The organism is Flavobacteriaceae bacterium GSB9, from assembly GCA_022749295.1.
GTDB lineage: Bacteria > Bacteroidota > Bacteroidia > Flavobacteriales > Flavobacteriaceae > Flavisericum.
The window spans coordinates 2,533,597-2,549,011 of the sequence record CP062007.1 but is presented as its reverse complement, the minus strand read 5'-3'; the positions used below and the strand labels follow the sequence as shown (position 1 = coordinate 2,549,011).

The following is a 15,415-nucleotide window of genomic DNA, read 5'->3' as shown; positions in this document are numbered from 1 at the left end:
ACGCATTTGTATTCCTTACTGTACGTTTAAAATAAATATATTTATGCAATCGTTCTAAACTATACATTATAATTTCCAATTTAGGAATTCCTATTTCATGAAAAAATTACTGCTTTTAATTACCTGCTTTAGTTCACTATATTTTTACCCTCAACAGAAATACCAAAGTTTACTTTGGGAAATTTCAGGAAACGGCTTGGAAAAGCCTTCTTACCTTTACGGTACCATGCACGTTAGTAAAAAAGTAGCCTTTAGGCTAGATGATGTGTTCTTTAAAGCTTTGAATAACAGTGAAAGTGTGGCTTTAGAATCCGACCCTTCAACATGGTTATCTTACAACTACGAAAACACACCAACACAAGATCACTACGACTTTTACAGGGGCGACTTTTACTCAAAGCTATTTAATCTAAGACTCCCCGATCAGTTAGAAATAAGAAGCAGTATTAGGATTGACAACCGACTAATAAGCAACTACCTGTACCGAAAAGATTATGGCTACGATAATTTTGAAGAGGAAACCTATCTGGATATGTTTATCTACCAAGCAGGAAAAAAAAACCACAAACCCATTATCGGACTTGAGGACATTGCAGAATCGCGATATTTAACCACTAAAGCCCAATATAACGCCAATAAGAAAAAACCCGACCCATGGGTTATTAAACTTTTTGAAAAAGAAGGCGCTTTTTTTATTCAAGAAAACACTTATAGGGAACGTAATTTAGATTTACTCGATTCTATTAGTTCGGCCACCAATACACCATACTTTAGAGAGCACATGCTTTTTAAACGCAATGAAAATATGGTAGAAGTTCTTGATTCGTTAATGCAAAAACAATCTGTTTTTTCGGGTGTTGGGGCTGCCCATTTGCCCGGAGAACAAGGCATGATTAATATGCTGGTTGAAAAGGGCTACACCGTTAAACCACTAACCTCAAAACAAACAGCCTACGCGAAACAAGAGAAAGAAAAACTTGAAAACTTATTATTGGAACCCAAGCTATCTATGCAATCTACCCCTGATGGCTTTTTATCCCTTAAAAGTTTTGACACTTTGCGTGAGTTTTCAGCAAACGGACAAAAATATTATTTAGCCCCAGACATGACCAATGGTGCTTTTTTAGCCATTAGCCGCATTAACACTTACAGCTATTTGCCAAAAGAAACAACTATCTCGCTTGATAAAATTGACCATTTACTGTACGAAGATATTCCGGGTACCATTCTTAAAAAAGACCACTTAAAATCACCCTTTCCAGGTATTAGTATTTTAAATAAAACCAAAAAAGGCGATTACCAAAAATATCATATTTACGAAACGCCTTTAGAAATTATCATTATAAAATTTGGAGGCAAACAAGACTTTGTAAAGCGCTACGAAGCCGATGTTTTCAATTCCATTTCGTTTAAGCCAGACAACAATACATTTAGTCTTTACAGCGACCCCTCTAAAAAGTATGAGATTTTACTACCCGAAAACCGCATTACCCAAAACATTGACCGTGCTGGAAAAAAGTTAATCCAGGCCAAAGACAACAACGACTACTATTTCTTTCAAGAATCGCCTCATAACGACACCGAGTATATCGAGGATGATGCTTTTGAAGCCCAATACATTCATACCAGTTTTTATAAAACCTTGGATCTAAAAGAATCGGATGGCCAGTTTGAAAATGGCAATTACAAAAGTTATGTGTCTTGGGCCATCGACACTGTAAACAACAAAAAATTACACCTAAAATCGGTAGTTAAAGATGGCAGCTACTACCTTATGGGGTATTCCGGAAACAACGCGGAAAAAGCCAACAAATTCTTCAATTCCATCCGTTTCAACACGCCTGTTTACGAACATTTTAAAACCGAAATCGACACAGCTTTGCATTTTACCACCAACTCTGCTATAAAACCTCCATTTGGTTTTAATAATTATGGATTTATTGGTTTTAATAAAAGCAAAAAGCCTTACGAAGAACACCAAAAAACCACCACCTATACATCAAATTACAATGAAGAAATAACGGTGACCAGAACAAAATTCCACGACCTAAAAATGTATGCCAATACCGATAGTTTGTGGAACAACATCAATAGTGAAAAAAACAGAATAAAACCGAATTTTTTAGAGCATGAAAAATTAGAAGTATTTGACGAAAAACGCTTTAGCAAAAATGGCATAAACTATTACACCCATAAACTAAAAGACTCAACGAGCACTAAAATTGTTTTGGTAAAATATGTCCAAAAGCAAGGGGTGCTCTACAAACTAGCCAGTTTGCAAGACTCCATAAGCCAACCTTCTCGTTTTATTACTAATTTTTACGAATCTTTCAAACCTATCGACACGCTTATGGGCGTTGATATTTTTCAAGATAAAACGCCGCAATTTTTTAAAGCACTCAAAGAAAACGATAGCATCGTTTTAAACGGCTATACCGAACTCGAATTTTCAAAAAAGCACTCCCCACTTATTATCGACATTTTAAAAAACCATGAGTTCCCAGAGGACAAGCTCCATATTAAACACCACCTAATAAAAGAACTCATTAAAAACGATAAAAGTGACAAGGTAATGCAGTATCTTGAAAATTTATATCTAAATTCATATTCGAACCCGAGCACACAAAGCACCATTCTTAACGGCCTATTTAAAAGAAACGATAAAGAATCGCTTGATTTGCTGCTAAACTTTATGGATCGCGACTTGCCTTTAGGCTATAAAACCCCAAGTCTATCGGTTTCACGCTTAAAGTCCGATTCGCTTCAGCAAGTAAAAATACTGTTTCCCGAGTTATTAAAATTCACATCGGTTAAAGAATATAAATCGCCCGTTTACGCCTTGTTATCGAAACTGGTTGATAGCAATATTGTTAAACCTAAACTGTACAAACCATTTAAAGAACAGATAATTAACGATGCCAAGGTAGAGTTAAAGCGAAGTTTGGGCAACAATCCTAGGTTTAATTACAAAAACCTTAGCAACTTTTCATTGAGCTATTACACTAAACTCCTATTTCCGTACAGAAGCAATAAAGCGGTAGGCGAGTTCTATTCCCGATTACTTGAAAGTGAAAATTGGCAAGCGCTCAGCACTTACTATGTGTTATTAAAGCAGAAAAGTGAGCCTATTCCTGAAAAACTAAAAGCCAATACCCTTTATAAAGAAGAAGCCCAACATCTGCTTTATGCCAAACTGAAAAAACAAAACCTTTTAACTGCTGAAGAAACAAACGTTATCGACTTAAAAACCTTGGCTAAATCGCAGTTGTTAGGTGATTTAAACAATAGGATAAAGAAAGATTCTATCAATTTAGTTTCAGAAAAAAATCTTATAGCCGATAACGGGAAACACATTACCGTTTTTATTTTCAAAAGGCATCACAAAGAAGAAAAGACTGAAAACGAATTTCTGCACTTTATAGCTTTTGAAAACGAAAAAACCGAAAAACCCTATTACACCGGAAAAACATCGGGCATTCCAATATATGGACTAAAAACCGAAAACGAAATTATTGAGGAAACTATGCTTTTGATAAAGCACAAAGACCGAAAGCGCATTAAGATAAACCAGAATTATTACTAGGGAACAAGCCCACAAGCACCAATTAAAAATTAGAAATTAACGTCCTAAACAGTAAAAAATACCGCCCAACAAGTGCTCTCTAAAGTCGGGCTCGTCATAAGATGCATTGGTATGCCCCAAACCCGTATAAAATGAGCGGCCGCCATCATATTCATGGTACCATGCTATGGGGTGATAGTCGCCATTTTTACCGCCTTCATAGGTCGATTCGTCTAGATTAAGCAATACATTAATAGTCTTGTTTTCCCATTTAAAATTATACCACTCATCATATCTCACCCATTCTTGCTCCAGGTGTTTTGTAGATAAATGGTTGCTGTTTACAACATCAATTGTGGCATGGCTCTTTGCGGGGTGACTTACAAAATAGGCACCTACCAAATTTCCAAGCCAAGGCCATTCGAACTCGGTATCGCTAGCAGCATGAATCCCCATAAAACTACCTCCGTTATTGATGAAAGTTTTAAACGCCTGCTCTTGCTCATTACCCAGAACATCACCTGTGGTGTTAAGAAAAATAACCAAATTGAATTTGCGTAAACTATCGCTAGAAAAGAACTGGGCATCTTCGGTGTGTATAACATTAAAACGGTTTTCTTCGCCAAGTGCCTTTAGGGCCTCTACACCTTTTTCGATGGATTTATGCCTAAACCCTTCCGTTTTTGTAAACACCAAAACTTTGTCTGTCGATTTGCATGCACACAGCAGTAAGGCAACCAACATGACCATTACAATTCTCATCTGCCTAGGATTTTTTCTGCTCTGCACTTTGTTGTTGGTACAATTTAGGGCGTTCCTCACTGTAATCGCAATCTTGGAAAATACCACAAGACACATTACTTCGTGCTAGAGATTTGGTCTCATCAAATTGCCTTGAAAGCGCTTCAATTTCTGGGGTTAAGTATTTCATGGGCATAATTTTAAATCAATTCAACGACATAATATATTTTTTAGGCGTAGTGCCATACTTCTTTTTAAAAGCCGAAATAAAGTGACTGGATGTGCTGTAACCAACCTTATGGCCCACTTCGTTAACGTTATTCTCGCCAGATTCCAAAAGTTTGCGTGCCACTTCCATTTTGTAATCAAACAAAAAACTAAATACCGAATCGCCATAAATTTGCTTAAAGCCTTCTTTCAGTTTTTTTAGACTCAAGCCTATTTCATCGGCCAGTTCCTGTAAAGTGGGCGGTTCGGCCATCCGCGACACAATGATATCTTTGGCTTTTCTAATTTTAATTACATTGGTTTCATCAACCAAAAACGGACATTGCTCAACATCAGCATCCTCACTTTTATTAAAGTACAGACTTAGTAATTCGTAGGCCTTCCCCTTAAAATACAAAGGTTTTATGGAGCTATTAAGGTTATAATTTATCAATTGGTTGAGTACAATGGCCATAGAAGGCGAAATAACCCCGTCTTTGTAATACTTTTTGTCACGATTATCTTCGCTTAAAAAGGTAATATAATCGGCCTCTTGCGAAAACAAGCCGTGAAACTTTTTAATGGAAATCAAAATAGAAACCATCCAAGAATGCGGATTCGTTTCCAAATTTATGGGAAGCTCTCGCTGCGGATTATAGAGCAACAATGAATTTTCTTCCAGTATATTTAATCGGTACCGTCCTTCGTTGAATACAAACTGACTAGACCCCTTAACACAAAAATGGAATTGGATGTAATCGCTATCTATTTCTTTAACAACAGATTGCACTTCGTTCTCTTCATTTTTAAATGTTAAAACCAAAAGCCCATCTTCTATATTTGTCTCTTCAAACGAACTTTTAGCGATACTTTTTTCTTTGTGAAATTCTGTATTCATACTTTTTTATTTAGATTAATTCTAATTAAGTTAACTAAAACCACCCCAATACCATACAAAAATATGATATTTATCATGTTTTACGAAAAATTGGGGTTAAAAAACCACAAACGATATTAAAAGTTCTTTGAGCGTTATTTTTTTTAACACCATCCCCATACTTTTGCTTCACATTTTCAGGTATAAGCATGCAGAAGTACAACATTTCGCGTAGTAACTACTTTTACGCCATCGGTTTAAGCTACAAAAAAGCCGATGCTAACATCCGTGGTCGTTTCAGTTTGGACGAAGAGTCTAAACTAGCGTTGCTTGCCCAAGCCAAAGAGAACGACATTGAAAGTTTAGTAGTTACTTCTACATGCAACCGTACCGAAATTTACGGATTTGCACAACATCCATTTCAACTTATACAATTACTTTGCGAAAATACGAGAGGCACTGTTGAAGAGTTTCAAAAAGTAGCCTATGTATACAAAAACAAAGAAGCCATAGCCCATATGTTTCGTGTTGGCTCTGGATTGGACAGCCAAATTTTAGGTGATTTTGAAATTATTAGCCAACTAAAAGCAAGCGCCAAACTTTCACGCAAACTAGGACTGCTCAACCATTTTACCGAAAGACTTACCAATGCCGTTATACAAGCCAGTAAACGCATTAAGACCGAAACCGAAATATCATCGGGTGCTACATCAGTATCGTTTGCTTCGGTTCAGTATATTATGAATTCGGTTGACGATGTAGCGAGCAAAAACATTTTGCTTTTTGGTACTGGAAAAATTGGCCGTAACACCTGCGAGAACTTGGTTAAACACACCAAAAACGAGCATATCACCCTGATTAACAGAACAAAGGACAAGGCAGAAAGAATTGGTGGAAAATTTAATTTGGTGGTTAAAGATTATGCCAATTTACAGGAAGAAATCAATCAATCGGATATTTTAATTGTTGCCACAGGTGCCCAACGACCCACTATCGACAAACAAATTGTTCAATCTAAAAGACCGCTTCTTATTTTAGATTTATCCATTCCTAAAAATGTTGATGCTAATGTTGAAGAACTGAGCCATGTTCAATTGGTACATTTAGATCACCTCTCAAAAATTACAGACGAAACTTTAGAAGCCAGAAAGCAATATATTCCCTCAGCAGAAACCATAATCGAAGAAGTAAAAGCCGAGTTTAACAGTTGGCTTGAAACCCGAAAGTTTGCACCAACAATAAAAGCCCTTAAGCTCAAACTTGCCGATTTTGCTGCTGCCGAACTGGACACACAACGCAGAAAAAATGCCGATTTCAATGAAGCGCAAGCCGAATTGATAAGCAACAATATCATTCAAAAAATCACTAACCACTTTGCTCATCACCTTAAAGAAGATGATGTTTCTACAGACGACAGTTTGGAACTTATAAAAAAAGTGTTTCAGTTAGAAGAACCTCAAAAAACGAATGTCTAAAACCATTAGAATTGGCACCCGCGATAGTGAATTGGCACTATGGCAAGCCAACATAGTTAAACAACAACTTGAAAATTTAGGCCACAAAACAGAACTTGTTCCCGTAAAATCTACTGGCGATTTGGTTCTGGACAAACCCCTTTACGAACTCGGCATAACCGGTATTTTTACACGTACGCTAGATATCGCTATGTTGAATCACGATATCGATATTGCCGTACATTCATTAAAAGATGTGCCTACCATTTTGCCTAAAGGTATTGTTCAAGCAGCCGTTTTAAAGCGAGGCAACGTTAACGATACGCTTGTTTTTAAAAACAACGAGGAGTTCTTAGGCGCCAAAGAAGCTACCATAGCAACAGGCAGCTTAAGGAGGCGCGCACAATGGCTAAATCGCTTCCCAACACATACCATTGTCGATTTGCGTGGCAATGTAAATTCAAGACTTCAAAAACTACAAGATAACGAACACTGGAACGGTGCCATTTTTGCCGCTGCCGGTATTGGAAGAATAGGCATAAGGCCAGAAGAATCTATTAACTTAGACTGGATGATTCCCGCACCGGCACAAGGTGCTATTATGGTTACCGCTTTAGATGAAGATGAATTTGCAAAACAAGCCTGCAGCGAACTCAACCATGAAGAGACAGAAATTTGCACAACCATCGAGCGCCAATTTTTAAATAAACTCGAAGGTGGTTGTACCGCGCCTATTGGAGCTTTGGCCTTCATAAAAAATGAAGAGGTGCACTTTAAAGGCGTTTTGCTTAGTGAAGATGGCTCTAAACGAATTGATGTTGCCAAAACCGAAAAACTGGGCAATCACCAAGACATGGCGCAATATTGTGCCGATTTTGTTATCGAGCGTGGCGGCAAACGCCTCATGGATACCATTAAAAATTCGGCAAAGAAAACAAATATATGTTCTACCAAAGCATTAACTGAAGACCAACGATTATTGTTTAACGAAAAGGTGTCAGCCGAAAGCACTGATTTTATTAAAATTAGTTTAAATCGCATTCCGCCTCGAATTTTAAGCAAACCCATTGAAAATGTGATTATCACCAGTAAAAATGCGGTAGAATCATTAACTACAAATTATTCCGCTACCGAACTACAGTTCAAAAATATTTACTGTGTAGGCCGACGAACCAAGCGTTTAATTGAGAGAAAAATAGGCAAAGTAACACACACCGAAAAAAATGCCGAAAGCCTAGCCAAATATTTAATTGAATTTATAGAAGGTACCGAAACCACTTACTTTTGTAGCGATTTAAGATTAGACACTTTACCTAACACCCTTAAAGAAAACCAAATAAAAGTTAATGAGATTGAAGCCTATCAAACTAAATACGATGGTTTGAAAATTGACGATTCCGTTGAAGGCGTTATGTTTTACAGCCCATCAACTGTTGAAAGTTTTATCCAAAAAAATAATAGAGATGTTATTGCTTTTTGTATTGGAGAAACCACGGCTAAAGAAGCCCGAAAACATTTTAGCGATGTAAGAGTGGCGAGAGTACCAACTGTTGAGAGCGTGATTGAGTTGGTTAACGCACATTATGTATAAATGGTTAATGGTTTTTAGTTGGCAGCTATTAGACTAACGACTATAAACCAGAAACTAACAACTAACAACTATGATTAAGAACGATTTATTTTTAAGAGCATTAAAAGGAGAAACTGTTAGCCGTCCGCCAGTATGGATGATGCGTCAAGCAGGGCGATACCTTCCAGAATTCATGGAAATTAAGGCAAAATACGACTTCTTTACACGTTGCCAAACACCAGAATTGGCCAGTGAAATTACCGTACAACCTATCCGTAGATATGGTATGGATGCCGCCATTCTTTTTAGCGACATTTTGGTGATACCTCAAGCCATGAACATCGAGGTGCAGATGAAACCCAATTTTGGCCCCTACTTACCAAACCCCGTTCGCTCGCAAAAAGATTTAGATAATGTAATAGTTCCAGATGTTTCTGTAGAACTCGATTACGTTTACCAAGCTATAAAAGCAACAAAAGAAAAGCTTAACAATGAAATTCCTTTGATAGGATTTGCTGGGTCACCATGGACCATTTTATGTTACTGCGTACAAGGGCAAGGCAGCAAAAATTTTGATAAAGCCAAAGCATTCTGTTTTACCAATCCTGTGGCGGCTCATGAATTGCTTCAAAAAATTACAGACACCACAATAGCCTACCTAAAGGAAAAAGTAAAAGCGGGTTGTAATGCGGTTCAGGTTTTCGACTCTTGGGGCGGTATGCTTTCACCAACCGATTATCAAGAGTTTTCTTGGCAGTATATCAATCAAATTATTGAAGCGCTAAAAGACGATGCTCCAGTTATTGCCTTCGGAAAAGGCTGTTGGTTTGCTCTTCATGACATGGCGCAAAGTAACGCATCGGCTTTAGGGGTTGATTGGACGTGTTCTGCAAGAAATGCTCGGTATTTAACTGGCGGCAATATTACATTGCAAGGTAATTTTGACCCATCGCGCTTGTTATCACCGCCTTCTGAAATCAAAAAAATGGTACACCAAATGATTGATGAATTTGGCAAAGACAAATACATTGTTAATCTAGGGCATGGTATTTTACCCAATATTCCGGTAGAAAATGCCAAGGCCTTTATTGATGCCGTAAAAGAATACAATGCTTAAAAATGTACTATCGGGAATAAAAGCGTATTTCGGAGCCTTTGGTTTAATATCGAAACTAAAGCTCTGGAAATTTTTTGCTGTTCCTATGCTCATTAGCTTTGTAACCGCTATCGTTATTTTTGGTTCTGCCTACGGCTTATCTGATAATGTTGGTGACTTTATCTCCAAATTGTGGATTTGGGATTGGGGAAAGGAAACCTTCTCAACCATCAGTAATTTTATTGGTGGACTTATCATTATTGTTATCGGCCTTATCCTTTTCAAACATATTATAATGGCGCTTTCGGCACCGTTTATGAGCCCTGTTTCTGAAAAGATTGAAGCACATTTTACGGGTCGTGTGGCAAATTCGCATAGAAATACCACTTTCATGCAACAATTATGGCGTGGTATAAAAATTAATGGTCGGAATTTATTTATGGAATTATTTTACACAATCCCTATTTTACTATTAAAATTCATTCCCGTAATTAATATATTTTCAACCATATTGCTGTTTTTGGTTCAAGCCTACTATGCTGGCTTCGGTAATATGGACTATACTCTAGAGCGTCATTTTCAGTACAAAGAAAGTATTCGGTTTGTTCGCAAAAACCGAGGTTTGGCCATTGGCAATGGTATTGTTTTTATTTTATGCCTTTTAGTACCAGTCATTGGAGTTATTTTGGTACTGCCACTTTCGGTTACCGCTGCATCTCTAAAAACGGTGGAAGCCTTGAACCTAAAACCAACAACGGCGAATGCTTAGTTTTGGCAACTTTAATATTCAACCTATTAAATCTGAAGACTACTGGAATATATGCAATTTTGTTAATGCTAATGAAGACAGATTAAAACGTTATTTTCCAGAGACTCTTCAGCAAAACACAACACCAGATTTAGCAAAAATCTTTGTTGAAAAAAAAGTAAAGGCGTTTGGATTAAAAGAAGAGTTCCTTTTCACTTTAAAGCAAAATCACTTAAAGCAGATATCTGGATTAATCTACCTGAAAGACATCAATTGGAACAAAAAACATGGAGAATTTGCTTATTGCATCGACTACAATCTCGAAGGCCAAGGCACTACCACAAAAGCGATTAAATTATTATCTGATTACGCTTTTGAAAATTTGAACTTAAAAACATTACAGATTATAGCCCATAAAACGAACCTAGCGAGTATAAAAGTGGCAGAAAGTTGTAATTTTACCTGGATTAAAACCCTTGAAAAAGAACACACGCCACCCGGCGAAAACGCACTCGATATGGAACTCTATGAACTTTACGACGAAATTGAATAATAATGAAAGATAAATTCTATCAATACATACAAGAATTACAAGACACTATAACTAAAAAACTGGAAGCTATTGATGGTAAAGCCAAATTTCAGCAAGATATTTGGGAACGTCCCGAAGGCGGCGGCGGCCGGACCCGAGTTATTGAAAACGGTAGGGTTTTTGAAAAAGGCGGCGTTAACATTTCGGGGGTTCATGGTAAGTTGCCCAAGTCTATGCAAGCCTATTTTAAAGTGGGTGATGTCGATTTTTTTGCATGCGGTCTTAGTTTAGTCATCCATCCCAAAAACCCTATGGTTCCTACCGTTCACGCTAATTGGCGATACTTTGAAATGTATGACCAAAACGGGAAAATTGTGGACCAATGGTTTGGTGGCGGGCAAGATTTAACGCCGTATTATTTATTTGAAGAGGACGCCAAACATTTTCATCAAATCTGTAAAACTGCTTGTGATAAGCACAACACAGAGTTCTATGCTACTTACAAAAAACGTTGTGACGAGTACTTTTTCAACGCCCATAGAAATGAAGCCCGAGGCATTGGCGGTTTGTTTTTCGACTATTGCAAAGCTTCCGAAAATATGAACATGAAACAATGGTATGACTTTGTAACCGAAGTAGGCGATAGCTTTTTAGAAGCTTACGTGCCTATTGTTGAAAAACGAAAAAATTTACCATATACCGAAACACAACGTAAGTGGCAGGAAATACGCCGAGGGCGTTATGTAGAATTCAATCTGGTGCACGATAAAGGCACACTCTTTGGATTAAAAACTAACGGCCGCATTGAAAGCATCTTAATGAGTTTACCGCCCCATGTGCAATGGGTTTATGACCACTACCCTGAAAGCGGTAGCGAGGAAGAAAAATTAATTAACGTTTTAAAAAACCCTATAGATTGGGTTAACAAATAAACATCTAAACATTTTTGATAATGTATCCATTAAGAAGAAACCGAAGATTACGCACAAACGAAGCTATTAGAAGCTTGGTTCGTGAAACCATTATATCGCCAAACGATTTTTTAGTACCGCTTTTTGTTGTTGAAGGTAAAGGCATAAAAGACGAAATTCCGTCTATGCCCAATTACTTTCGCTATAGCCTCGATTTATTGGAAGGCGAAGTAAAAGAACTTTGGAAATTAGGCCTAAAATCGGTATTGCTCTTTGTAAAAGTGCCCGATAGCTTAAAAGATAACAAAGGCACCGAAGCCCTTAACGCTAATGGTTTGATGCAACGTGCCATTAAAACGGTAAAAAATGCTTGTCCAGATATGCTGGTCATGACCGATGTTGCGCTCGACCCTTATTCTGCCTATGGCCACGACGGCATTATAGAAAACGGACAAATTTTAAATGACGAAACCGCCGACGTTTTAGCTGAAATGAGTGTTTCGCATGCTCAAGCGGGAGCCGATTTTGTAGCCCCAAGCGATATGATGGACGGCCGTATATTAACCATCCGTGAAGCTTTAGAAGACGAAGGTTTTATCAACACAGGCATAATGAGCTATTCAGCAAAGTATGCCTCGGCATTTTATGGGCCCTTCCGTGATGCGCTAGATTCTGCCCCCGTAGATACTGTAGACATTCCCAAAGACAAAAAAACATACCAAATGGATTATGCCAACCGTTTTGAAGCCATTAAAGAAACCGAAATGGACATTGATGAAGGTGCCGATATTGTTATGGTAAAACCTGGGCTGTGCTATTTGGATATTGTTCGTGAAATTAAAAACGAAGTAGAAGTGCCTTTAGCGGTATATCAGGTTTCAGGCGAATATGCCATGCTAAAAGCTGCCGCAGAAAAAGGCTGGCTAGAGCATGATGCCGTTATGATGGAACAAATTACCGCAATAAAACGTGCTGGAGCAGATATTATAGCAACCTACTTTGCTAAGGATGTTGTAAAATTGATTTCGTAAATTAGCACATCTAAAACCTATTTAATGAGCGCACTAATCTTTTGGGCAACCATCTCTATATTCTTTTCCTTTTTATGTTCTATACTTGAGGCTGTTTTGTTAAGCGTTACACCTACTTTTATAAAGGTTAAAAAACGTGAAAATAAAGACTATGCCGTAACGCTGGAACATCTAAAACAAGATGTAGATAAACCTTTAATCGCTATTTTAACCTTAAATACCATTGCCCACACCTTGGGTGCCATGATGGTAGGGATTGAAGCCGAAAAATTACCGTACAAAATAGAGTTTTTTGGTATTAATACGGTCGGTATTGTGTCGGCCATCATGACATTTTTAATATTAGTAGCTTCAGAAATTATACCTAAAACCATTGGTGCCACCTATTGGAAACAATTAGCAAATTTCGCAGCGAAGACATTAACAATAATGATTTTTCCATTGAAATGGACCGGTATTTTATGGCTGCTTCAGTTAACCACAAAACTTATTGGAGGCACAGGACACGGTAGTGTTTTAACACGTGAAAGCTTTATGATGATGACCGATATGGCTCACGAAGAAGGTGTGTTTCAAGAAAACGAAAGTAAGGTTATTAAAAACCTACTAACCTTTAAAGAAGTGTTTGCAAAAGATATCATGACCCCAAGAACTGTCATGAAAATAGAGGATGAAAACGCAACCGTTGAAGATTTTTTTAAAAAAAACCTCAACCTTCGTTTTTCCAGAATTCCCGTTTATGTGGATGATCCAGACAACATAAAAGGGCTTGTTTTAAAAGATGAGGTTTTTAGGGAAATGGCACTCGATAATGGCTCTAAAAAATTATCAGAACTCAAACGAAGTATTATAGTTGTTGGCCGTAGCATGCCTATCCCCAATCTATTTGAAAAACTCATTGAAAGCAGGAACCATATGGCTTTGGTTGTAGATGAATATGGCTCCGTAAGTGGATTGGTAACTATGGAAGATGTTATTGAAACGCTTCTTGGTCTAGAAATCATGGATGAGAGCGATAACGTTTCCGATTTACAGCTATTGGCACGAAAAAGTTGGGAAAGCCGCGCAAAAAAATTAGGTATTTTAGACGACAAAGACCTTTCTAACTAAACGTGGAATCCTGTACCGTTACATCGCCATTAGGGGCAATAAAAATAACAGGCGATGAAAATGGCATAACCGAGGTATCATTCCTAGATTCTGAAATGGAGTCTACTTTTATTCCAACAGTTCTAAAAAAATGTGTATTTCAGTTACAGCAATACTTTGATGGCAACCGAAAGGAATTCGATTTAAAGTTAAATCCTAAAGGCACCGAATTTCAAAAACGAGTTTGGAGCCAGTTACAGGCTATCCCTTATGGAAAAACAACATCGTACCTAGAATTTTCAAAACAATTAGGCGATGCCAAAGCAATACGAGCTGTGGCTAATGCTAACAGCAAAAACCCTATTGGTATCGTAATTCCATGTCACCGTGTTATTGGTAGTGATGGTCGCTTAACTGGATATGCTGGCGGACTTCACCGAAAAAAATGGCTTCTAGAGCACGAAAGTCAGTCGAAACAACAATCGCTCTTTTAAGGTTTAATGAGCATATCGTAATTTACGGCCGTAGTCATGACGTCGTTAATTATACTTTCACTAACTGATTTTTGTTGTGCCCCGTCTTCCTCCTCGGGAACACCCAGTTTTTCGAAAAACTTTCTGAAGCCTTTTGGACTGTGAATATTGACCCACTTACACACTGAATTGCTCTTATTACTAAATGTATGCAATGTGTTTTGTGGTAAATTAACACTCTCGCCAGCTTTAACAATTTTAACTGCTCCATTAACAACAAATTCCATTTCTCCTTCGGTAATCAAAAAGCTTTCCGTAAATTTTTCATGTAAATGCGGTGGTGGTCCTGGCACTCCTGCAGGGGTTTCTCCAAAGGCCAAATCATAATTTCCAGATGTGTCGTGAAGAGCAACTTTATGGCCCAAAACCCACTTGTTTTCAATTGTTTTCATGTTTATGAGATTTTAATCTCACTAATATAAAATTTAATTTTGTATCTTCAAATTTTTATAAGATAATTATCTCATGAGCAATATCTCCTTAAATACTGGCCGAACAAAACAAAAACAGAAAACTAGACGAAAAATACTCGATACCACTAAAGAACTACTTAAAAAAGGTGAAAAATTGAGTTTAGAAAAGGTGGCTAAAGCTTCATCTGTGTCAAGAGCAACGATTTATCGCTATTTTTCAAATATTGATATTTTATGCTCCGAAGCCGGTTTGGACATGTTTACCAGTTCAACCACAACTATTTTTCAAGACATTAAAGATTTACCCATCACTGAACGCATTTTATACATTCAAAACTATTTTAACGACCTAGCTATAGATAACGAACCTGCTTTCCGCAAATATTTAAGCATTTACTTAAACGAAGACGTATCAAACAAAAAAGAATCTTTACGAGGCTCACGACGAACCGCTGCACTAAAACTTGCTCTGGTGCCCTACAGAAACAAATTAGATGCCCAAACTTACAATAACCTTATTGCCACTGCTACCTCGTTAATGGGCATAGAATCTATTATTTGTGCAAAAGATGTTTGCAACTTAGACAACAGAACCTCAAAAGAAGCCCTATCGTGGGGCTTGAAAACCATACTGAAATCGGTTTTTTAAAA

Annotated in this window: 15 protein-coding genes; 11 read left to right on the top strand and 4 right to left on the bottom strand. The window is 37.5% G+C overall.

Annotated elements, in window-relative coordinates; all coding sequences use genetic code 11:
* The first annotated feature begins 97 nt into the window (after nucleotides 1–97).
* Nucleotides 98–3,583 carry a TraB/GumN family protein gene (locus GSB9_02235; protein UKM65664.1) on the top strand — a complete coding sequence of 1,162 codons (3,486 nt, stop codon included), beginning with the start codon at nucleotides 98–100 and terminating at the stop codon, nucleotides 3,581–3,583.
* Between the two features lie 36 nt (nucleotides 3,584–3,619).
* Here GSB9_02235 and GSB9_02234 read toward each other — a convergent pair whose 3' ends face one another.
* The 3 genes from GSB9_02234 to GSB9_02232 are packed head-to-tail and all read right to left on the bottom strand — an operon-like array spanning nucleotide 3,620 to nucleotide 5,408.
* Complete coding sequence (locus GSB9_02234) at nucleotides 3,620–4,324, bottom strand: ThuA domain-containing protein (protein UKM65663.1); 705 nt, start codon at nucleotides 4,322–4,324, stop codon at nucleotides 3,620–3,622.
* 4 nt (nucleotides 4,325–4,328) lie between these two features.
* Nucleotides 4,329–4,493, bottom strand: coding sequence for a hypothetical protein (locus GSB9_02233; GenBank protein UKM65662.1), 165 nt, complete (start codon nucleotides 4,491–4,493; stop codon nucleotides 4,329–4,331).
* A gap of 15 nt (nucleotides 4,494–4,508) precedes the next feature.
* Nucleotides 4,509–5,408: an AraC family transcriptional regulator gene (locus GSB9_02232; protein ID UKM65661.1), complete on the bottom strand. Its 900-nt coding sequence runs from the start codon at nucleotides 5,406–5,408 to the stop codon at nucleotides 4,509–4,511.
* 188 nt (nucleotides 5,409–5,596) lie between these two features.
* Between GSB9_02232 and hemA the strand changes: the two genes are divergently transcribed.
* The 9 genes from hemA (at nucleotide 5,597) to GSB9_02223 (ending at nucleotide 14,312) form a co-directional block, all read left to right on the top strand.
* Nucleotides 5,597–6,862 (top strand): glutamyl-tRNA reductase, encoded by a 1,266-nt coding sequence (hemA, locus tag GSB9_02231; protein UKM65660.1) that lies wholly within the window; start codon nucleotides 5,597–5,599, stop codon nucleotides 6,860–6,862.
* Nucleotides 6,855–8,432 carry a hydroxymethylbilane synthase gene (hemC, locus tag GSB9_02230; protein ID UKM65659.1) on the top strand — a complete coding sequence of 526 codons (1,578 nt, stop codon included), beginning with the start codon at nucleotides 6,855–6,857 and terminating at the stop codon, nucleotides 8,430–8,432. Before hemA ends, hemC begins: the two co-directional genes overlap by 8 nt.
* A gap of 70 nt (nucleotides 8,433–8,502) precedes the next feature.
* Nucleotides 8,503–9,528: a uroporphyrinogen decarboxylase gene (hemE, locus tag GSB9_02229; protein UKM65658.1), complete on the top strand. Its 1,026-nt coding sequence runs from the start codon at nucleotides 8,503–8,505 to the stop codon at nucleotides 9,526–9,528.
* Complete coding sequence (locus GSB9_02228) at nucleotides 9,521–10,276, top strand: EI24 domain-containing protein (protein UKM65657.1); 756 nt, start codon at nucleotides 9,521–9,523, stop codon at nucleotides 10,274–10,276. Before hemE ends, GSB9_02228 begins: the two co-directional genes overlap by 8 nt.
* Nucleotides 10,269–10,808 carry a GNAT family N-acetyltransferase gene (locus tag GSB9_02227; GenBank protein ID UKM65656.1) on the top strand — a complete coding sequence of 180 codons (540 nt, stop codon included), beginning with the start codon at nucleotides 10,269–10,271 and terminating at the stop codon, nucleotides 10,806–10,808. The genes GSB9_02228 and GSB9_02227 overlap by 8 nt, the downstream gene beginning before the upstream one ends.
* Nucleotides 10,809–10,810: 2 nt before the next feature.
* A complete protein-coding gene (hemF, locus tag GSB9_02226; protein UKM65655.1) occupies nucleotides 10,811–11,719 on the top strand; it encodes an oxygen-dependent coproporphyrinogen oxidase in 909 nt (302 codons plus the stop codon).
* 20 nt (nucleotides 11,720–11,739) lie between these two features.
* Nucleotides 11,740–12,729, top strand: a complete 990-nt coding sequence (gene hemB / locus GSB9_02225) for a porphobilinogen synthase (protein ID UKM65654.1) — start codon at nucleotides 11,740–11,742, stop codon at nucleotides 12,727–12,729.
* 24 nt (nucleotides 12,730–12,753) lie between these two features.
* Nucleotides 12,754–13,839 (top strand): hemolysin family protein, encoded by a 1,086-nt coding sequence (locus GSB9_02224; GenBank protein ID UKM65653.1) that lies wholly within the window; start codon nucleotides 12,754–12,756, stop codon nucleotides 13,837–13,839.
* Nucleotides 13,840–13,841: 2 nt separating this feature from the next.
* A complete protein-coding gene (locus GSB9_02223) occupies nucleotides 13,842–14,312 on the top strand; it encodes a methylated-DNA--[protein]-cysteine S-methyltransferase (protein UKM65652.1) in 471 nt (156 codons plus the stop codon).
* On the opposite strand, the gene GSB9_02222 is transcribed toward GSB9_02223, so the two are convergent.
* The gene (locus GSB9_02222) at nucleotides 14,309–14,743 is read right to left on the bottom strand and encodes a cupin domain-containing protein (GenBank protein UKM65651.1); all 435 of its coding nucleotides are present in this window, start codon (nucleotides 14,741–14,743) and stop codon (nucleotides 14,309–14,311) included. The two genes, GSB9_02223 and GSB9_02222, sit on opposite strands and share 4 nt — an antisense overlap.
* Before the next feature lie 73 nt (nucleotides 14,744–14,816).
* Here GSB9_02222 and GSB9_02221 point away from each other — a divergent pair, with 73 nt between their 5' ends.
* Nucleotides 14,817–15,413, top strand: coding sequence for a TetR/AcrR family transcriptional regulator (locus GSB9_02221; protein ID UKM65650.1), 597 nt, complete (start codon nucleotides 14,817–14,819; stop codon nucleotides 15,411–15,413).
* Nucleotides 15,414–15,415: the final 2 nt, after the last annotated feature.

Excerpts from the sequence above, each read along its gene's own strand:
- hemC (UKM65659.1), top strand. The coding sequence starts at position 6,855 with ATGTCTAAAACCATTAGAATTGGCACCCGCGATAGTGAATTGGCACTA.
- hemF (UKM65655.1), top strand. The coding sequence starts at position 10,811 with ATGAAAGATAAATTCTATCAATACATACAAGAATTACAAGACACTATA.
- GSB9_02224 (UKM65653.1), top strand. The coding sequence starts at position 12,754 with ATGAGCGCACTAATCTTTTGGGCAACCATCTCTATATTCTTTTCCTTT.
- GSB9_02232 (UKM65661.1), bottom strand. The coding sequence starts at position 5,408 with ATGAATACAGAATTTCACAAAGAAAAAAGTATCGCTAAAAGTTCGTTT.
- hemB (UKM65654.1), top strand. The coding sequence starts at position 11,740 with ATGTATCCATTAAGAAGAAACCGAAGATTACGCACAAACGAAGCTATT.
- hemE (UKM65658.1), top strand. The coding sequence starts at position 8,503 with ATGATTAAGAACGATTTATTTTTAAGAGCATTAAAAGGAGAAACTGTT.
- GSB9_02221 (UKM65650.1), top strand. The coding sequence starts at position 14,817 with ATGAGCAATATCTCCTTAAATACTGGCCGAACAAAACAAAAACAGAAA.
- GSB9_02234 (UKM65663.1), bottom strand. The coding sequence starts at position 4,324 with ATGAGAATTGTAATGGTCATGTTGGTTGCCTTACTGCTGTGTGCATGC.
- hemA (UKM65660.1), top strand. The coding sequence starts at position 5,597 with ATGCAGAAGTACAACATTTCGCGTAGTAACTACTTTTACGCCATCGGT.
- GSB9_02227 (UKM65656.1), top strand. The coding sequence starts at position 10,269 with ATGCTTAGTTTTGGCAACTTTAATATTCAACCTATTAAATCTGAAGAC.
- GSB9_02228 (UKM65657.1), top strand. The coding sequence starts at position 9,521 with ATGCTTAAAAATGTACTATCGGGAATAAAAGCGTATTTCGGAGCCTTT.
- GSB9_02235 (UKM65664.1), top strand. The coding sequence starts at position 98 with ATGAAAAAATTACTGCTTTTAATTACCTGCTTTAGTTCACTATATTTT.
- GSB9_02222 (UKM65651.1), bottom strand. The coding sequence starts at position 14,743 with ATGAAAACAATTGAAAACAAGTGGGTTTTGGGCCATAAAGTTGCTCTT.
- GSB9_02233 (UKM65662.1), bottom strand. The coding sequence starts at position 4,493 with ATGAAATACTTAACCCCAGAAATTGAAGCGCTTTCAAGGCAATTTGAT.